Below are 17839 nucleotides of genomic sequence, written 5' to 3'. Positions count from 1 at the left end.
TCAGGGCAGGCCGGCGCCGGGGGTGGTCACGGTGACGGCGTCCAGCCGGGACAGCCGGGTCCCGACCAGGCGCTGGGGATAGGCGTCCGTGCTGGACAACAAGAACAGCGTCCGGCGCTCGGGGCCGCCGAGAGCGCAGGCGATGGCGACGCGCTCACCCATGTCGATGCGGTCGGTGACGGCGCCGCCCTCGATGATCCGCTCGAATTGGTGGGCCAGCGTCATCGACGCCCACACAGCGCCGTCGGCGTCGAGCGCGATGCCGTCGGGCGGACCGTCGAGGCCCTCGGCGAAAACGCGGCGGTCGGCCAGCCCGCCGTCCTCATCGATCGTGAACGCGGTCAGCCGACGGCCGATCGACTCGGCGACGATCAGGGTCCGGCGATCGGGCGTGATCACCATGCCGTTGGGAAAGTCGAGGTCTTCGGCGACGACGCGGGCGCTGTCGTCCGGGTCCAGCCGGATGATGCAACCGCCGCGCAGCGCCTGGCACCCGATGTAGGCCCGGCCCGCGTCGTCGATGACCATGTCGCCGAGGTTGGCCGGCGCCAGGTCGGCGAGATCGGCGATGACGTCGACCGTCTCACCGTCGTAGCGGAGCACCTTGCGGTCTTCGGCCGAGACGATCAGCAGCGATCCGTCGGGCCGGAAACCCAGTCCCGACGGCGAGTGCCCGGGCAGCGGCAGCGTGGTCACCGACCCGCCCATGGTCGAGGTGTGCACGGCCTCGCCCAGCATGTCGGAGAACCACAGCAGCCCCTCGAACCAGCGCGGGCCCTCGCCGAAGCAGAAGCTGTTGGCCAGCGGTTCGGGAATCATCCGCGCACCCCCTCTACCGCTTTACAAAACACCGCCAAAGTGTCATGCACCGCGGGTATCGGTGTCAATCTCGCGACTTGGCGAGTTCGCGCGCGACGGCCTTGTGGTACGCGTCGATCTTCGCGGGATTGACCTGCTGAAAGAGCTGATCCGGCAGCGGGGCGTGCTTGAACGCCTCGATCGTCATCGTCCGCGAGAACAGCGTGACGTCCTGCCCCGGCCTGGTGAACCGGTACGCCACCGTGATACGGCCCTCCATGCCGCCGTTCCCGTCCCGGTCGTGCCCCAGTCGCCCGATCGAGGTGAACACGAAGAGCGTCGGGCGCACGGCGGCCGCCAGTTGCCAGGTGAAGATCCGGTCACTGTCCGGTCCCGCCTCCTCCCAGGTGTCGCCGACCCGCAGGGGGAGCTCCGGGAGGCCGCCGATGTGCGCGCTGCCGGGATAGGTTTTGGTCCAATTCTGCGGATTCGTGACAAAGTCGTAGACGGTCTCGGCGGACTGGGTGAATGCGGTCTCCGAGGTGCTGGTCACGATGCCCAATTGCGTTGCCTCCGTGTGTGTTCCGTCGGTGCGTCGACGCGTCGTGCCGCGGCCTAATTAGCCAAGCTTTACAAATCCTACTCAAAGTGTCACGCTGAGCCCAAAGCTGCTAGCGCGAGAGGTGGAGCGGGACTTGACCACGGATTCTGAGCAGACTGAGTGGACGGTGCAGGGCCTGCTGGATCTGTTCGACGTGCAGGCCGACGGGCAGGACCGGTTCACCGGCGACACCGGTATAGCCGGCGGCGACGAACGGCAGGTGGTGGAAGGCACCCAGGTGCTCGCCCAGGCGATTGTCGCGGTTGCCAAGCGATTCCCGGACAAGTCGGTGCGCTCGGCGCACGCGGTGTTCTCCCGCGCCGTGACCGTCGGTCCGCCCATCGAGCTCGTCCTCGACGTCGTCGCTGAGGGCCGGTCCACCGCCACCGCGGTTGTCGCCGTGCAGCAGAACGGGCGGCGCTGCCTGAGCATCACGGCGCTGGCCGACGTCCCGACCGGCGACGTCATCCGCCATCACCTGCCGCGCCCCGACGTGACCGGGCCCGCCGGCGCCAACCCCTCGCCCATGCCGATGGTCGGGCGCGAACTGCGCCTGGTCGACGTCGTCGACGTCAACAGCCCCGACGAGGTCGGGCCCCCGGAACTGCACGCGTGGCTGCACTACGACCCGATTCCGGAACGGGACGACCTGGCCAAGGCGCTGCTCGCCTACTTCACCGGCCACCTGGGCATCTCCACCACAATGCGGGCGCACCCGGGCATCGGCACCGCGCAGGCCCACCTGACGGTGTCCACCGCCCCGATGAGCATCTCGGTGGCGTTCCACGAACCGGTCCGCTGGGACGGCTGGCTGCTCTACACCCACGAGAGCACCCAGGTCGGCGCGGGAATGTCCTACGTGCGTGGCACGGTGCATTCCGAGGAGGGCGAGCTGCTGTGCTCCTTCGCCCAAGAGGCGCTGATCAGGCCGCTGCGCACCAGCGACACGGCGATCGACTCCCGCGCACGGTTCTAGCGGCTGGTCCCGGTCATGCGCTTCACCATCACCCACCCGATGCACAGCCACCCGTACAACCCGGAGCTGGTGAGCGGCGACGGCATCGGCAAGGTGGCCGCCGCCACCGAAGCGGCCGGCATCCACGGGTTCGGCTTCACCGATCACCCGGCGCCGTCGCAGCGGTGGCTGGAGGCCGGCGGACACGACGCGCTCGATCCCTTCGTCGCGCTGGGTTTCGCGGCCGCCACCACGAACACGCTGCGGCTGATCCCCAACATCGTGGTGCTGCCGTATCGAAATCCGTTCGTGGTGGCCAAGTCTGGCGCCACGCTGGATCTGCTCTCCGGCGGCCGGTTCACGCTCGCGGTCGGTGTGGGGTACCTCAAGCGGGAGTTCGCCGCGCTCGGCGTGAGCTACGACGAGCGGGCCGAGCTGTTCGAGGAAGCGTTGCAGCTGATCCGGGCGGTCTGGACCGGAGACGACATCACCTACGAGGGAAGGCATTTCAGTGCCCGCGGGATCACCGCGCACCCCCGGCCGGTCAGCGACCCGCATCCGCCGATCTGGATCGGGGGCAACACGTCGTCGGCACGCCAGCGCGTGGCGCAGTACGGTGACGGCTGGTGCCCGTTTCCGGCGCCGCCCCAACTGGCCCAGACTGCGGGAACCGCCGTCATCGACTCGGCGGCACGCCTGCGCGAGGGCATCGAGGACCTGCGGCGGCGCTGCGATGCCGCGGGCCGGGACTGGTCGGCGATCGACATCACCTTCACCAACTTCGAGGGTGGCAGCATCACCGACGACGACTTCAACGCGGACGCCTACCTCGACGGTTTGGACAAGCTGGCGAAGCTGGGCGTGACGTGGGTCAGCGTCCACCTGCCCGGTGACAGCATGGCCCATGCCCTCGAGACCCTCGACCGCTTCCGCACCCTGGTGATCGACGCGGCCTGATGGACTTCTCCCGCGTCGAACTCTCACCCGAGGACCAGAGCTTCCGTGACGAAACCCGGGCGTTCATCGCGAAGCATGTCACCGACGAGGTGCTCCATCGTCAGCTGGAGTTCGGCGAAAACTTCGACGAGCACGTGCATTTGGCGCTGGGCGAGGCAGGCTACCTGGAATCGGACTGGAAGCTGGAGTCCGAGGGCGGGTTCAGCCCGGTCCGCCGGCGCATTTTCCAGCTCGAGATCGCCCGGGCCCACACGCCGTGGTATCACTGGGGCACCACATCCGTGGTCGCGCGGCTGGTGCGCCAATTCGGGGCGCCGGAGCTCGCCGACCAGGTGGTGCCCGGTGTGCTCGCCGGCGAGATCCGGCTCTGCCTGGGCTACACCGAGCCCGAAGGCGGCTCCGACGTCGCGACTTGCAAGACCCGCGCCGCGCGCGACGGCGACGGCTGGATCATCAACGGCTCCAAGATGTTCACGTCGAACGCCCAGAACGCCCGGTACGTCTTCCTGCTCACCAACACCGACCCGCAGGGGCGCAAACACAGGAACCTCACCATGTTTCTGGTGCCGCTGGACTCGCCCGGGATCGAGATCCAGGGCATCCGCACCCTGGACGGTGACCGCACCAACATCGTCTACTACAGCGACGTCCGCGTCGACGATCGCTACCGCATCGGCGAGGTGAACGGCGGTTGGACGGTGATGCGCGCGGCACTGGACTCCGAGCACGGGATCGTGGACCCGGAAGACCATGGCCTGCAATACATTGCCGCGATGTCGGCGCACGGCGACCTGATGGCCGAAGTCGTCGACACCGTCGTGGCGGTCGCCGCTCAACCCGGCCCCGACGGCCGGCGGCCGCTGGATGACGACTCGGTGAAATACCGGCTCGGGCGCGACGTCGCCCGGATGGAGGCGGCGCTGAGCGCCCCCGGGATGTTCGGGCGGGTCGCAATCGCGCAGACGATGCGCGACGTCACGCCGGACCTGATGGACATCCTCGGGACAGCGTCGGCGTTGCCCACCGAAACTGCGGGCTCGGCCACCGACGGTGCGGCAGAACATCTTTACCGGCTGGCGCTGCCGCTGGGGATCTACGGCGGCACCCTGGAAGTCTTCCGCAACATGATCGCCCAGCACGAGCTCAAGCTGGGACGCCCCAGCTACGGCGGCTAGCTCAGAAGCGCTTCGCTAGCGGCACTTTCGCGGCCCCGACTCGCGGGTGCGCCGGGTCGCCGATCGCCGGGTGTCGCGCTACCTTTTCACCGGTACCGGTCGCAGAGAGGTGGGCCCGCAGTGGTTGTTCTCGTGGCCCTCGGCTCGTTCATCACCACGCTGCTGGGTGGTTATGCGGCGTTGCGGATCGGTTCCTACCGCTATCTGGTGCTGGGGTTGGCGGCGGGGTTGATGCTCGGCGCGGTCGGCTTCGACCTGCTGCCGGAAGCGTTGAGCCGGCAGTACTGGGTCCTCTTCGGCATACCGGCTCCGCTGCTCACGTTCGTCCTCGGCTTTCTGGTCCTGCACGTCATCGAACACACGGTGGGCATCCATCGCGGTGACGGATCGGAGGATGCCGGTGAGCCGGATGCGCCCGGCGTCGGGATCCTCGCCGCGTCGGGTCTGATCGGCCACAGCGTCATGGACGGATTCGCCATCGGCGCCGCATTCCAGGCGGGAGCGGCCGCGGGCGCGGTGGTGGCGGTCGCGGTGATCGGCCACGACTTCGCCGACGGCTTCAACACCTACACCGTCACATCGCTCTACGGCAACGACCGGCGGAGGGCCCTGACCCTGCTCGGCGCCGACGCCGTGGCACCGGTGGCCGGGGCGGCTCTCACGCTGGCGGTGACGATTCCCCATCGCCTGCTCGAGGTGTATCTCGGGTTTTTCGCGGGCTTCCTGATGTATTTGGCCAGCGCCGACATCCTGCCGAGGGCACATGCCGGCCATCGCAGCGCGGCGACCCTGGCATGCACACTCGGCGGGGTGCTGTTCATGCTGGCGATCGTCGGGCTGGCGAGCTAGCCGGTTTCACGCCAAAGGCATTCGGCTCCAATCTATTCGGAGGACCTTGCCGCCGACCCGCGCCCGCGGGTCGCCGTGATGTCAGCCTTCGACCGGAGTCGTACGCGCGTTGATGAGGGTGGGGCGGCGCTGGTCAGCGATAGCGCTTTTCACCAGTTCGGTGACCTCGTCCGTGGTGTGGGCTTCATAGGCGTCGACGCCGTAGCTGGCCGCCGTTGCGACGACGTCGAGCCCGGGTATGTCGAGCCCGGGTACCCCCGGCGTCTTCTCCCATCCGCCGAATTCTTTGACCACACCGTATTCGGCGTTGGAGGCCACCACGATGGTCACCGGGATCTGGTACTGCACAGCGGTCCAGAGCGAGGTAATCGCGTATTGCATCGAACCGTCGCCCATCAACGCGACGACGGGACGGTCGGGAGCGGCTAGTTGAGCACCGACGGATGCGGGTAGCCCGAAGCCCAGGCCGCCGCCCGCCGACGATAGGTGCGAGAACGGATTGCCGGGTCGAATGCTGTTCGTGATGGCGACTTCATTGCTGCCCGCCTCGCTGACCCACAACGTGTCCGGCGGCGCGCCTCGGCCCACGGCCGTCCATAGCGCTTCGGGTCGCAGCGGCGTTTGCGAATTTTCCAGGTCCGGGATCGGCGCACGGGCGGCTGGAGCCCGCCGCTGGGTGGGGTTGGTCGCCGCGAGCAGTGCTTCGGCCGCACTGGCGACGTCGGCCACGATCGCGTCCCCGACGGGGGCGCGCGCAGCCTCGTCCGGGTCATTGGTGATCTGAATCAGGCTCGCGCCCGCGGGGACATACGGTCCCGGTACCAACGGGTAGTACCGGAAGACGGGTGCGCCGATCACCAGGAGTAGGTCGTGTCCGGCCAGCATCTCGGAGATCCAGCCGGCACCGGGCGGCAGGATTCCTTGATACAGCGGGTGGTTCTCCGGAAATCCGCTCCACCCCGTAAGTGGTGCCGTCCAGACGGCCGACTGGGTGCGCTCCGCCAACGCGATCACCGCCGCCCACGCGCCATAGCGTTCGACGTCGCCGCCCACGATCAGTGCCGGCGATTTCGCGGACTCCAGTCGGCCGCCGATCCGCTCGGCGACGTCCTGGGAAAAGCCCGCGGTGTGGGTCACCGAGCGGTCGCGCACGGCGGCGACATCGGTGGCCTGCGTGTCATCGAATTGGACCGGCATGTCATCCATCGGCAGCGAGACGAATACCGGACCCATCGGCGGCGTGGTTGCCAGGTGGATTGCACGGGCCAACACGGCAGGGGCCTCGCTGGCGATCGCGGGTTCTGCCGCCCACTTCACGAATGGCTTCGGCACCAGAGCGGGCTCGACGTTCGTCAGCAGGCAGTACTGGTTCTGCATCGTGCGGCGCTGATTTCCGGCGGTCACGATCAGCGGAGTCTTGTTGATGAATGCGTTGTAGATCTGGCCCTGCGCGTTACCCATCCCGGGGGCGGTGTGCAGATTGACGAGCGCGGGTCGCCGGGTGATTTGTGCGTATGCATCGGCCATCCCGACCGGCACCATTTCCTGGAGCCCGAGCACATAGCGGAAGTCGTCTGGGAAGTCTTGCAACAGAGCCAATTCCGACGAGCCAGGATTGCCGAAGACGGTCGTCAAGCGATGCGCGCGCAGTAGGTCGAGGATCGCCTCACGAACGGTGGTCATGCTGCTGCCTCCAAAGCTCCACGAAGGGAGGACCCCCTACGCCCGGCCTACGTCGATGATGATTCGGGGTTGCCCGACGCGGAATCCTCAAGACCTGGTAGTCGTCGTGCATTCGTGGCCGTCTCAGCGAGCCGGTTCGGCATTCGCAGACAGGGCGCTTTTCACCCACAGCCGATACACTTTCGGACATGATTTACGCCCGGAGCCGGGGCGGGCGCGAAGTCATCAAGTCCGGTGTTATCGCCCCGCCGACCGGCCGGACTGACACGCGGCCACCGCTTCGTCGGCGAGCGCACTGATGCGCCCCGCGGACCCGATCTCGTTGTTTGGGCGAAGCGGTTCCCTACCGTCCGCGCTCCGCGGCGAGATGATGTTCACCTCGAAGTGTGGCAGCGACGCCGCTGCCGCCTTGACTGCGCTGGCCCGGGAGCGCGCGCCGCACGATGCGCGGGCAGCGCGCGAACTGTTTCTCGAGGCGCTATCGGCGGTGCTGTTCGCGGGCCGTCTCGCCGGCAGCGGCGGCGTGTTGGAAGTGGCGACGGCCGCGGCGGCCGCCCCTGCGGCCCGTCGACCGGAACGACCGGCAGACCTCCTGTTGGATGGGTTGACAGCCGTGGTCATCGGTGGCCCCCGAGCAGGTATCGGGCTGGTTCGAAGCGCGTTGGACGGATTCTGTGCCGCCGACGGACCAAGTGTCGAGGGCGGGACGCGGTGGCTTTGGCTTGCCTGCCACGGCGCCATCATCGCTTGGGACGATCGCGCGTGGTTGCACCTGCCGGCTCGGCAAGTCGAGCTCGCCCGCGCCGCGGAGGACCAACGCGTGTTGGCCGTGGCGTTGCACTCGCTGGCGGCGGCGCTCACTTGGAGTGGGGATTTCACAGCGGCCCGGCAGCTGATCACCGAGGCCGAATCGATCGCCGCTTCGACGGTCACCACGGTCTTTCCCTACGCGGCGCTTCCGCTTGCGGCCTGGCGGGGCGACCATGCCGAAACTGCTCGATTGGTGCAGCAGGGTAAGCACTATGCGGTGGCCCGCGGTGAGGGAATGGGTTTGGCGTCAATCGAATTGGCGACGGCGCTACTGTGCAACGGGCTGGGGCGTTACGAGCAGGCCTTGGTGGCGGCCCGACACGGGTGCGAGCACACCGAAGAACTGTGGACGACGTTCTTGCTGCCCGAGTTGATAGAGGCGGCAACGCGTTGTGGGCAAATCAACGATGCGCGTGCCGCTCTTGTCGCACTTGGAGAGAGCACGCAGACGGCTGGAACAGATTGGGCGCTAGGGACTTACGCATGCGCACATGCGCTGGTAAGCAGCGGCAGGTCCGCGGAACGGTTCTACCGCGAGGCGATCGAGCGGATGGACCACACAAATCTGCTCCCGGCCGCCACGCGTGCACGGCTTGTCTACGGGGAATGGCTGCGTCGGGAACGGCGGCCGCTAGACGCACGCAAGCAGCTAGGACCGGCTTATGAAACGTTCACGAAAAACGGAATGGATGCCTTTGCCAGGCGCGCGCGGCTTGAGCTTGAAGCGACAGGCGAACGAGTCCGGAGAAAGGCGGCCGTCCCGAAAGATTCAGCTCTGACTCCGCGTGAGGCGCAGATCGCCGTATTGGCCGCCGGCGGGGCCACCAACTCGGAGATCGGCGCCCAGCTGTTCATCAGTCCCAACACCGTCGCGTACCACTTGCGAAAGGTATTCATCAAACTGGACGTGACCGCACGGCGCCAACTCGCTGTCGGGACGATCAATCGAGCGTCATCGTGGCCGGTTGCCGACTGGTGATTGGCCGCAAGCACACCGAGACGTCGAGGCCCTCGATGACCGGTCATGGCCGTAACGGGATGGACTTTCGCGACGGCTGGAGACGGGTGGCGAGTACCGATACTCCGTCGCCGGTCAAATGCCTGAGCGCCCAGGGACGGCCGGCCAGCACCGAGGCAAGGTGACCGGCTTCGCCGGTGGCGGTCGGCCCAGCGCTGGGGCGTGACCATGTGGTGTCGGTGGCGATGAGGTTCAGGCCTCGTGCGCGCGCGGAGGCCGGGACGAATGGGTTCGGAATTCGCACCTCGGTGTCGAGAACGGCGGCCAGTATTGTTGGGGGAATAGTGGATTCGGCACCGAGCGCGAAGGTGATGTCCAGCTGGTGGATGACGTGATCGCCGAGCAGCAGTCGCCGCGGGAAAAGGCGGCCGATACCGCGCGCCTGCCGTGTCAAGGCCGCAAAGTCGTCGATCAGCGAGTGCGGGTCCCGTTGTGCGGCCAACGCGCGGGCCATCGAGGAGTTGGTGCGGTCGAACGAACCGCGATGTCGCAGCATGGCGGCGGCGATCGACGGCAACGTTGCCGAGTAGCCGACGACGAGGTGAGCCAGGACTTCGTGGTTGCTCCAGTCTGTGCATAGGCTGGGCCGTTCCCACTGGTCTGCACTGAGAGTGCTGAGGAACGCGACGAGTCGAGTGTCGTTGTCCTGCAGTGGATCAGCTGCTTTGGACATTCAAGTGCTCCACAAGGAATCGGGTCTGGTCGGCGAGCAGTTGGCCCAGCAGAGGCGGGTGATAGATCTGGAAGTGGTCCCCGTCGTAGTGACGGACGACGCCGTTTGGCGCGCGGCGCCCCACATCGACGGCGTGGCGGGGGCTCATCAGGGTCTCTCGTGCGGAGACGCATACCAACAGGGGAGCGGCAATCTTCGCGGCGCAGTGTTTGGCGCTGGTCATGCCGATGCCGATGACATCGGCGGCGGCGATGCGGTTGTCGAAGCTGGTGCCGGCGGGGACCGTGGAGTACCAGCCGTCGAGCGCACCGGGGATGGTGACTGCAGCGAGACTGCCCGGTTCGCCGACGATGGGGACGTATCGCGGGGCGGCGCCTCGCATCCGGCGAAGCACGTCGTCGAGAATCGCCGGCGTCGCGCGCATAGCGGCTCGCCAGCCGCCGCCGATCAGTGTTGCCGGTCCATGGACGATCGGACACTGCACGACCACCGCTGCGAGATCGCGTCGGGCTCCGGCCTCCCGCAGCACGTGCATCGCGCCAAGGCTGGTGCCCCACAAGCCGACTCGTTGGGGGTCGATGCTGTCGTGGCAACGCAGATAGGTCAGCGCAGCTCCGACGTCCTGCTGGTGGCGGCGCATGCTGAAGCGCTGGCGTGGTGAACCGTCCGAAGCACCGGTATGCCGGTAGTCGAAGGCCAGTGTCGCCACGCCGGCATCTGCGAAGTGGTGCTCGTATTGCGACATCACCATGCCGTGCGTCGCGCCGAGGCCGTGGCAGAGTACGACCCCCGGATGGGGCCCAGCGCCGCGCGGCAGTGTCAGCCAGCCCGCGCATCGAGCGCCTTGTGAAGTGAATGTCACCGCGGTGGTGGTGTGAGTGCTCATGAAATCGTCCTCGATAGATACGTACGCTGTACGTAATGGTGTACTTTAGGTACGCTGTACGTGTCAAGCGGCAACGAGCAGGAGGTCAGCTATCCGAGCGCGATTCACCCTCGCTGAAGTCCGCGCCCACGCAATGGAGATCGTCGATCGCGACGGGCTGAACGCACTGAACATGCGCTCGCTGGCCAGCGCGCTGGGCACCGGACCAATGACGCTCTACAACTACGTCAGAGACCGAGAGGAACTCGAAGCCTTGGTCGCCGAGGCGGTGCTGGCCGACGTGAAGCTACCTCCCACGTCCGAAGAGTGGCTTGCCGACGTGAAATCCATCGCAATCGCTGTGTGGGAATCAATGCGCCGTCACCGTAACGCTGTCCCGCTCGTCTTGACCCGCCGCACGGTTTCGAACGAGGGCTTCGCGCCAGCGGAACAGCTCGTCGCGGCACTGGTCCGTGGCGGACTTGCCGACCAGGATCTGTTGGCCGCCTTTCGTGGAGTGCTCAGCCTGATCATGGGTGCCGCTCAAGTGGAGTTGGCCGGCCCGGTGGCCGGGGGCGCCCCGGAGCAGGACAACATCGATGCCGCCGGCCGCATCGGACGCCTGGCGGCGGATCGCCATCCCCACCTGGCGGCCCTGGCATCGACCAGTCAGCGATCGTCGATGTCCGAGGACTTCGACCGCGCCCTCGACATGCTGCTAGCCGGCATCCAGACCCGCGCAGATGCATCTCGAACGGAACGGAACAGTCGACGCACCTCAAAGCGTTGACCGCTGAATCGGTGCGTGGCGCTCCTAGCTACGGAGGCTGGACGGCAGCTCCGCGATCACATCGACGCGTGCGGCGTCGAAGCTGAAAAGCCCCTTGATGGGCAGGCTTTCCGGCGGCGGGTCGGGGTAGCTCCACGCCACATCCTCGACGTCGCCCGCTGACCAGTACGTCGCGAATCCCTTGTAATTGCAGTAGCTCTCCGTGTCCGACCGGCGCAGCAGGTCGGTGCGCACGTGCGCCGGATCGACGTAAAGCCTGGGCGCCAGCGAGGTTTCGAACAGGATCACCGTGTCGTCGGTGTCCGCCAGCACCGTGCCGGCGATCGAGACGCGCAGGCGGCGCCGGGTGGGGCGGCAGTCCACGCGGTGGTAGGGATTCGGCGGGTAGTGGACGAGTTCGCGGCCCTCTTCCAGCCAGGTGTCGACGGCGCCCCAGGGCACGTGCACGAAGCCCGGAGCCTCCGGCTCGGGTTCGGTGGGCAGGTCGCTGACCTCCTCGGCGCGGAAGACGTAGCTGAGCGGGCGCCCCCGCCGGTGCACCAGCAGCGCCCCTTCGGTGTCGATCACCGCGCGCCCGTCCTGGAACGCCTGCACGCGACGCGGATGAGGCTCGATGAAAACGACGTCGTCGGGCAGCGGGGGCGAGAACCGCCCGGCCGGATCACTACTGAGCGGACCACGTCCGGCTACCAGGCTCATGGTGTCCTCTCATTCGCGCGCAAACCCCACCGGGTGTCACGCTAGCGTGGCACTCACGGTGCAGCGTCACGCTGGCGTGTCCCCCGCGAGCGGGGGTGCCCCAGCTGGAACAACGGAGAGTGGGAACGCAGCCATGGCGGGACCGATGGAGGGTGTCAGGGTCATCGAGCTCGGGGTATGGGTGGCCGGGCCGGCGGCCGGCGGCATCCTGGCCGACTGGGGCGCCGACGTCGTCAAGATCGAACCACCGAGCGGTGACCCCGGGCGGCTGTTCGGCCGGATGCTGGGCTGCGACCTCGGCGTCAACCCGCCGTTCGAAATGGACAACCGCTCCAAGCGCAGCATCGTGTTGGACCTCGCGGAGGAGGCGGACCGCGACACCGCGTTCGAATTGCTCGCGGACGCCGACGTTTTCGTCACCAATCTGCGGCCCGGCGCGTTACGACGCCTGGGGCTGGACTTCGAATCGGTGGCGACCCACAACCCCCGCCTGGTCTACGGCCTGATCACCGGCTACGGCGAAACCGGGCCCGACGCCGACCGCGCCGCCTACGACGTGGCGGCCTTCTGGTCGCGCGCCGGCGTGGCACACCTTCTGACCCGCCCCGGTGACACCCCGCCGTTCCAGCGCGGCGGCATGGGAGATCACTCGGCCGGCATGACGCTGGCAGCGGCGATCTGCGCGGCGCTGGTGGCGCGGCAGCGCACCGGGACCGGCCAGCTGGTGACCACCTCGCTGTACCGCCAGGGCGCCTACACCGTCAGCTTCGACCTGAACACCTACCTGCTGACCGGCCAGCCGATCGCGATCGGGCAGCGGGAATCGATGGGCAACCCCTGCATGAACAACTATGCGACCGCCGACGGGCGGCGGTTCTGGATCGTCGGGCTCGACGTCGACCGGCACTGGCCGCCGCTCTGTCGCGCCGTCGGCCATCCGGAATGGCTGGAGGATCCCCGGTTCATAGACGCCTACGCGCGGTTCTTCAACGCGGCGGAATTGATCGCCGAGTTGGACGCCATCTTCGCCACCCGGACCCTCGACGAATGGGCGCACGTCTTCGCGGCCGAACCAGACTTCTTCTGGTCACCGGTGAACGCCCTCGAGGACGTCGTCGCCGACGAGCAGTTCCACGCCGCCGGCGGCATCGTCGACGTGCCGGACGGGGAAGCCGGCGTCGCGATGGTGGCCACCCCGGCCGATTTCCACGGCACACCCTGGACACCGCGTTCTGCGGCACCGGAACTCGGGCAGCATACCGAGGAAGTGCTGGCCGAACTCAAGGCGCGACGCGACTCGTGACCACCGGTCGCGCCTTTACAAATTTGCTCCCAAGTGTCACGCTGTCCGGTGAGCCGCGTGAGGCGGCCCCAGCCCAGGACAAGCGTTGCGGTAAGCGCCAGTTTCGGTGCGGCGGTGAGGAACGGATTGAATGGTCACGTCCACGTTCGACATCAGCCATGGCGGCCGGGTCAAGGCCGCCCGCGGCCGCGCGGACGGCGATTGTCTGCGCTATCGGCTCGACGTCATCGCGGCGAGTGCCCGCGACGTCGTCCAATCGGCCGGCGGGTGGCTCTATGACCGGGCGATGGCCGGTTGGCGGGTAACCGTGCTACTGCCGGATGGCAGCGACACCCGATCACTGCGGATTCTCGGCGTGCAGGCGCTGGACGTGGAGGAGTACTTCGCCACCAGGGACCCGGCCGCGACGAGTGAGAGCCTGGCGGTCAGCGCCGAGGCGTTCGCGGCGGACGCGCGGGTGCGCGAACAGGTGCTGGAGTCGCTGGACGACCGGATGACCGAAGTCGCGTTGTGGGGCCAGGCGCCGACCGGATGGCCACTGCGCGTCGATCGCGGGGTGGCCCGTGCGCAGTACCGGCTCAGCGCGGCCGCGCTCAGATTCAAGGGCCACGCGCTGGCGGCGGCCGGAATCGATTGCCCCACGGTCTATTCCACCGAGACGCTACTCTGCGACTTGGCAACCTGTGGTCGCGGCGACTCGGGGTTGGTCCGGCTCGACTGATGAAGAAGTACTTTCGCCACACACTGCTCTACCTGCACGAGACCATTTCGCTGGGCACCGGCCGCGCCGACCACTTCACCGAGGTCTTCTCCGACACCTACCGGCCGATGATGGTCGAGCTCGGCGCGCGCCTGTTCGCGATCTGGGAGACCACGCCCTACAACGGCCACTGGCCGCAGGTCACGATCATCTGGGAGATCGACGGGTTCGACGACTACGCGCGGATCGGGGCCGCCCAGGCACGCGGCGGCAGCCACGAGGCCGCGGCGGGCAAATGGTCGGCCTTCCTGGCCGACATCGGCGCCGCCGGCGAGGGCCGAATCATGTACCCCGGGCCCAGCAACAAGACCCTCGCCCAACTGCGTGAGGCCAATTTCGCTGCGCCGCTGGTGATTCAGGAGATCATGCAAACCAAGCCGGGGCGTCAAGACGATTACATCCGTGAACTCGAGCGCCTCTACGTCCCTTGGTCGGAACGCACCGGCAAGCGCTGGCTGGGCTCGTTCACCACGACCTTCCGCTACAACGAGGTGATCCACTACTGGGCGTTGGACGGCGGCTGGGAATGCTTCGCCAACCACTACCCTTCGTGGAAGGACAGCCCGCCCGCCGAGATCGTCACCTGGATGAGCGTGGCGCCCGCCCTACGCGAGGGCTGGGAGGACTCGATCCTGCAGGCCCTACCGCCCTCACCGCTGCAGTGACGGGGCAGCCAGCGGCCCTGGACTTCACCGACTTCGCCTACGACCCCTTCGACGCGCGGGTGATGGCGAATCCGCTGCCGTACTACCGAATCCTGCGCGACCACCATCCCGTCTACTACATGCCGCAATGGGACACCTTCGCGCTATCGCGCTTCGAGGACATCTGGCAGGTGCTGGAGGTCAACGACGGTACGTTCGTCGCGTCGGAAGGCACCCTGCCGGCGGCCTCCGTCCTGGCCAAGCACAACACCGGCCCGGTCGACGACCCGCCGTTGCATCCGCTGCCGTTCCACGCGGTGTTCGACACGGACCTGTACGCGGAGATCCGGCGCGCACACTCCCAGCCGCTGCGCCCCAGGTCGGTCGCGGGCTGGGAGGCGCGGATCCGGCGGCTGGCCAACGACCGGCTCGACGAACTGTTGCCACGCGGTTCGTTCGATCTGACCCAGGACTACGGCGGCATTGTCGTGGCGTCCGTCGTATGCGAATTGCTCGGCATCTCAACGGACCTCGCGCCAGAGGTGCTGGCCGCCGTCAATGCAGGCAGCCTGGCCGAGCCCGGTGTCGGGGTGGACACCGCCGAGGCGCGGCCCAACTATTTCGAATACCTGCTGCCCGCGGTGCGGCGCCGTCGAGCCGACCAGTCCGGCGAGCCGCTCGCCGTCCTCGACGGCCTGCTCGGCTACCGCCTGCCCGACGGCAGCCCGCTCGACGACGTGGAAGTCGCCACCCAGATGCTCTGCATCTTCATCGGTGGCACCGAGACGGTGCCCAAGATCGTCGCCCACGGGCTATGGGAGCTCGTCCAGCGGCCCGACCAGCTGGCCGCGGTGCGTGCCGACCCCGACAACAACGTGCCCGTCGCCCGCGAGGAGATGATCCGGTTTTGCGCGCCGGCGCAATGGTTCGCCCGAACCGCGCGCAAGCCCTTCACCATCCACGGCGAAACCATTCGGCCCGGGCAGCGGGTGATCACGCTGCTCGCCTCCGCCAACCGCGACGAACGCGAATATCCAGAGCCCGACGAATTCATCTGGGACCGGCCCATCCGCCGCTCGCTGGCCTTCGGCCGCGGCCAGCACTTTTGCATCGGCTACCACCTCGCCCGGCTGGAGGTCGCTGTGCTGCTGCAGGAATGGCTGCGGCGGGTTCCTGAGTTCGAGATCCAGGCGGACACCGCCAGGCGGTTGCCGTCGAGCTTCCAGTGGGGTTGGAACAACATCCCGGTGGAGGTCTGACGTGTGGTCCTACCGGATCATCGCCCCCTATCAGTTCGAGCGGACCGCGATCGCGGAGAAGACTCCCGAGTGCCTCGCCGACGGCCAGGTCCTGCTGCGGTTCATGGCGGCCGGCGTGTGCGGCAGCGACCTGCCGGCCTTTCGCGGCGCCCGCGGTCGTCTCCCGGGCGACGACGGGACCAGCGCGGCCGAAAAGGACGGCTTCCCCATCCATGAAGTCGCCGGCGAGGTGATCGCCAGCCGGCACCCCGCGCACCGCCCCGGCGACCGGGTTGTCGGCTGGGCCTCCGGGTTCGACGGCATGATGGAACGCGTGGTCAGCAACGGCGATGGCCTGGCTCCGTATGACCCGGTACTGACTCCGGCGCAGGCGGTCGGCCTGCAGCCGCTGGCGTGCGTCCTCTATGCGTGCGAGCAGCTGCCGGATCTGGCCGGCAGGCACGTGGCGATCATCGGGCAGGGATCGATCGGCCTGCTGTTCTCCTACGTCGCCAAGGCGGCAGGGGCCCGGCGCGTCACCGGGGTCGACCCCGTCGACCGGTCAAGCGTGGCAACCGCATTCGGCGTCGACGACCCGGTGCGCGCCACCAGCGACCGGTGGACGAGCCAACTCGCCGCCGGTGACCGCGCCGATGTCGTCATCGAGGCCGTCGGTCACCAGGTCGCAACGCTCGGCCACGCCATCGAGGCCACCGCGCCCGGTGGCACGGTGTTCTACTTCGGTGTCGCCGACGACGACGCCTATCCGATCAACATGCGCGCCATGCTGCGCAACAACCTGACGCTGAAATCCGGTGTGACACTGGACCGGAGGCGGGTGCTCGAGCTGGCCGGTAAGTTCGCCGCCGAACACGCCGGACTGCTCGCCACCTATCTGACGCACACGTTCGGCGTGGACGACGTGCAGGGCGCCTTCGAGTTGGCCTGCCGCCCCGTCCCCGAGCGCGTCAAGATCGCGATCGGAGAGTGAGCGTGACCGACGACTCGCGGAGCGCGTTGCAGCGGGCGCTGCACCGGGGCGGCCCGATCTGGGGTGGCTGGATCACCGGTCCCACACTGCTCGGCCCGGAGGAATTCGCCGGCGCCGGCTACGATTACGTGGGTTTCGACGCCCAGCACGGCTACCTCGACGACGCCGACATCGCCGGCATGCTGCGCCGGATCGAACACCTGCCCATCGGCACTGTGGTGCGGCTGCCCAACGCCGACGCGGCGCCGATCGGCCGCGTGCTGGACGCCGGCGCGGATGCCGTCGTCATCGCGATGGTCGAGTCGGCGGACCAGGCCGCCGCTGCCGTGGCAGCCACCCGCTACCAGCCCGCGGGCATCCGCAGCTTCGGCCCGCTGCGCGCCAGCCTGGGCCGCGACACCGCCGCGCTGGAATCCCGGGTCAGCGTGTTCGCCATGGTCGAGACCGCCTCGGCGCTGTCCGGCCTCGAGGAGATCTGCGCCGTCGACGGGCTCGCCGGGCTCTACGTCGGGCCCGCCGATCTGGCGCTCTCGCTGGGCGTGGATGTCGTTGGCGCGACCAGGCATCCGGCCGTCCTGGACGCCATCGTGCGAACCCACCGCGCGGCCACCGCGGCCGGGCTGGTGACCGGCATCCACGCCGGGGACGGCACGACGGGCCGGGCCATGGCGAAGCTGGGGCTGTCGATGATTACGCTGACGGCCGAATCGCACGCCCTGCGCCGCGGCGCCGCCGAGCACCTGCGGGAGGCGAAGCATGACGCATGACCGGGCCGCGATTCGCGAGCTGCTCGCCGGCTACGCCCTGGCCCTCGACGCCAACGAGATCGACGAATGCCTGGACCTGTTCACCCCCGACGCCGAATTCCTGGTCTACGGAAGGGTCTTCGCCGGCTACGAGGGAATCGGGAAGATGTTCCGGGACGCCCCGCGCGGATTGCACCTGACGGGGGTCTCCCGGGTCGACGTCGACGACGATACCGCCAGCGCCCGGTCGCAGGTGCAGGTCGCCCGCCCGCACGAACAGGACC

The 17839-nt window shown here is 68.1% G+C and carries 19 protein-coding genes; 13 read left to right on the top strand and 6 right to left on the bottom strand.

Annotation, left to right across the window (positions count from 1 at the left end):
* Together A5691_RS20160 and A5691_RS20155 are read right to left on the bottom strand one after the other, a co-directional pair.
* Positions 1–819, bottom strand: coding sequence for an SMP-30/gluconolactonase/LRE family protein (locus tag A5691_RS20160; protein WP_068017539.1), 819 nt, complete (start codon positions 817–819; stop codon positions 1–3).
* A gap of 64 nt (positions 820–883) precedes the next feature.
* Positions 884–1360, bottom strand: a complete 477-nt coding sequence (locus A5691_RS20155) for a polyketide cyclase (RefSeq protein ID WP_067783289.1) — start codon at positions 1358–1360, stop codon at positions 884–886.
* Between the two features lie 133 nt (positions 1361–1493).
* Here A5691_RS20155 and A5691_RS20150 point away from each other — a divergent pair, with 133 nt between their 5' ends.
* From A5691_RS20150 to A5691_RS20135, 4 genes are all read left to right on the top strand, one after another.
* Positions 1494–2375: an acyl-CoA thioesterase gene (locus tag A5691_RS20150; RefSeq protein WP_369827113.1), complete on the top strand. Its 882-nt coding sequence runs from the start codon at positions 1494–1496 to the stop codon at positions 2373–2375.
* Between the two features lie 15 nt (positions 2376–2390).
* Positions 2391–3311, top strand: a complete 921-nt coding sequence (locus A5691_RS20145) for an LLM class F420-dependent oxidoreductase (RefSeq protein ID WP_067783294.1) — start codon at positions 2391–2393, stop codon at positions 3309–3311.
* Positions 3311–4486 (top strand): acyl-CoA dehydrogenase family protein, encoded by a 1176-nt coding sequence (locus A5691_RS20140; protein ID WP_067783297.1) that lies wholly within the window; start codon positions 3311–3313, stop codon positions 4484–4486. Before A5691_RS20145 ends, A5691_RS20140 begins: the two co-directional genes overlap by 1 nt.
* A gap of 120 nt (positions 4487–4606) precedes the next feature.
* The gene (locus tag A5691_RS20135; RefSeq protein WP_067783300.1) at positions 4607–5335 is read left to right on the top strand and encodes a ZIP family metal transporter; all 729 of its coding nucleotides are present in this window, start codon (positions 4607–4609) and stop codon (positions 5333–5335) included.
* Positions 5336–5416: 81 nt separating this feature from the next.
* Here the strand turns inward: A5691_RS20135 and mdlC are convergent, their stop codons facing one another.
* On the bottom strand, positions 5417–7018 hold the full coding sequence (gene mdlC / locus A5691_RS20130) for a benzoylformate decarboxylase (protein WP_067783303.1): 1602 nt from the start codon (positions 7016–7018) through the stop codon (positions 5417–5419).
* Positions 7019–7388: 370 nt separating this feature from the next.
* On the opposite strand from mdlC, the gene A5691_RS20125 reads away from it, so the two are divergent.
* Positions 7389–8807: a helix-turn-helix transcriptional regulator gene (locus A5691_RS20125; RefSeq protein WP_197499124.1), complete on the top strand. Its 1419-nt coding sequence runs from the start codon at positions 7389–7391 to the stop codon at positions 8805–8807.
* Between the two features lie 43 nt (positions 8808–8850).
* Here the strand turns inward: A5691_RS20125 and A5691_RS20120 are convergent, their stop codons facing one another.
* Positions 8851–9519 carry a maleylpyruvate isomerase family mycothiol-dependent enzyme gene (locus A5691_RS20120; RefSeq protein ID WP_067783309.1) on the bottom strand — a complete coding sequence of 223 codons (669 nt, stop codon included), beginning with the start codon at positions 9517–9519 and terminating at the stop codon, positions 8851–8853.
* Positions 9503–10405, bottom strand: coding sequence for an alpha/beta hydrolase (locus A5691_RS20115; RefSeq protein WP_067783312.1), 903 nt, complete (start codon positions 10403–10405; stop codon positions 9503–9505). The genes A5691_RS20120 and A5691_RS20115 overlap by 17 nt, the downstream gene beginning before the upstream one ends.
* Before the next feature lie 133 nt (positions 10406–10538).
* On the opposite strand from A5691_RS20115, the gene A5691_RS20110 reads away from it, so the two are divergent.
* Positions 10539–11174 carry a TetR/AcrR family transcriptional regulator C-terminal domain-containing protein gene (locus tag A5691_RS20110; protein WP_368664937.1) on the top strand — a complete coding sequence of 212 codons (636 nt, stop codon included), beginning with the start codon at positions 10539–10541 and terminating at the stop codon, positions 11172–11174.
* A gap of 24 nt (positions 11175–11198) precedes the next feature.
* On the opposite strand, the gene A5691_RS20105 is transcribed toward A5691_RS20110, so the two are convergent.
* Entirely contained in the window at positions 11199–11873 is a 675-nt protein-coding gene (locus tag A5691_RS20105) for a DUF427 domain-containing protein (RefSeq protein ID WP_067783318.1), read from the bottom strand.
* Positions 11874–12006: 133 nt separating this feature from the next.
* On the opposite strand from A5691_RS20105, the gene A5691_RS20100 reads away from it, so the two are divergent.
* The 7 genes from A5691_RS20100 to A5691_RS20070 all read left to right on the top strand — a co-directional run.
* Complete coding sequence (locus A5691_RS20100; protein ID WP_067755450.1) at positions 12007–13176, top strand: CaiB/BaiF CoA-transferase family protein; 1170 nt, start codon at positions 12007–12009, stop codon at positions 13174–13176.
* 130 nt (positions 13177–13306) lie between these two features.
* Positions 13307–13897, top strand: a complete 591-nt coding sequence (locus A5691_RS20095) for a hypothetical protein (protein ID WP_067755448.1) — start codon at positions 13307–13309, stop codon at positions 13895–13897.
* Positions 13897–14601 carry an NIPSNAP family protein gene (locus tag A5691_RS20090; protein ID WP_067755446.1) on the top strand — a complete coding sequence of 235 codons (705 nt, stop codon included), beginning with the start codon at positions 13897–13899 and terminating at the stop codon, positions 14599–14601. Before A5691_RS20095 ends, A5691_RS20090 begins: the two co-directional genes overlap by 1 nt.
* A gap of 62 nt (positions 14602–14663) precedes the next feature.
* Positions 14664–15839, top strand: a complete 1176-nt coding sequence (locus tag A5691_RS20085; protein WP_068266770.1) for a cytochrome P450 — start codon at positions 14664–14666, stop codon at positions 15837–15839.
* A gap of 1 nt (position 15840) precedes the next feature.
* Positions 15841–16809 carry a zinc-binding dehydrogenase gene (locus A5691_RS20080; RefSeq protein ID WP_067755443.1) on the top strand — a complete coding sequence of 323 codons (969 nt, stop codon included), beginning with the start codon at positions 15841–15843 and terminating at the stop codon, positions 16807–16809.
* A 2-nt stretch (positions 16810–16811) separates the two neighbouring features.
* Positions 16812–17576 (top strand): HpcH/HpaI aldolase/citrate lyase family protein, encoded by a 765-nt coding sequence (locus A5691_RS20075; protein ID WP_067755439.1) that lies wholly within the window; start codon positions 16812–16814, stop codon positions 17574–17576.
* A partial coding sequence (locus A5691_RS20070) for a nuclear transport factor 2 family protein (RefSeq protein ID WP_067755433.1) occupies positions 17566–17839 on the top strand: 274 nt, incomplete at its 3' end. The genes A5691_RS20075 and A5691_RS20070, both read left to right, overlap by 11 nt.

The sequence above is a fragment of the Mycobacterium sp. E183 genome (genome assembly GCF_001667735.1).
Taxonomy (GTDB): Bacteria; Actinomycetota; Actinomycetes; order Mycobacteriales; family Mycobacteriaceae; genus Mycobacterium.
The sequence above is the reverse complement of the archived record's forward strand: the minus strand, read 5'-3'. Positions and strand labels throughout refer to the sequence as shown.

Bases quoted from the DNA above. Each gene is read 5' to 3' on its own strand.
- A5691_RS20120 (WP_067783309.1), bottom strand. From the start codon at position 9,519: ATGTCCAAAGCAGCTGATCCACTGCAGGACAACGACACTCGACTCGTC.
- A5691_RS20125 (WP_197499124.1), top strand. From the start codon at position 7,389: ATGTTCACCTCGAAGTGTGGCAGCGACGCCGCTGCCGCCTTGACTGCG.
- mdlC (WP_067783303.1), bottom strand. From the start codon at position 7,018: ATGACCACCGTTCGTGAGGCGATCCTCGACCTACTGCGCGCGCATCGC.
- A5691_RS20145 (WP_067783294.1), top strand. From the start codon at position 2,391: ATGCGCTTCACCATCACCCACCCGATGCACAGCCACCCGTACAACCCG.
- A5691_RS20095 (WP_067755448.1), top strand. From the start codon at position 13,307: ATGGTCACGTCCACGTTCGACATCAGCCATGGCGGCCGGGTCAAGGCC.
- A5691_RS20100 (WP_067755450.1), top strand. From the start codon at position 12,007: ATGGCGGGACCGATGGAGGGTGTCAGGGTCATCGAGCTCGGGGTATGG.
- A5691_RS20160 (WP_068017539.1), bottom strand. From the start codon at position 819: ATGATTCCCGAACCGCTGGCCAACAGCTTCTGCTTCGGCGAGGGCCCG.
- A5691_RS20140 (WP_067783297.1), top strand. From the start codon at position 3,311: ATGGACTTCTCCCGCGTCGAACTCTCACCCGAGGACCAGAGCTTCCGT.
- A5691_RS20105 (WP_067783318.1), bottom strand. From the start codon at position 11,873: ATGAGCCTGGTAGCCGGACGTGGTCCGCTCAGTAGTGATCCGGCCGGG.
- A5691_RS20115 (WP_067783312.1), bottom strand. From the start codon at position 10,405: ATGAGCACTCACACCACCACCGCGGTGACATTCACTTCACAAGGCGCT.
- A5691_RS20110 (WP_368664937.1), top strand. From the start codon at position 10,539: ATGGAGATCGTCGATCGCGACGGGCTGAACGCACTGAACATGCGCTCG.
- A5691_RS20090 (WP_067755446.1), top strand. From the start codon at position 13,897: ATGAAGAAGTACTTTCGCCACACACTGCTCTACCTGCACGAGACCATT.
- A5691_RS20085 (WP_068266770.1), top strand. From the start codon at position 14,664: ATGGCGAATCCGCTGCCGTACTACCGAATCCTGCGCGACCACCATCCC.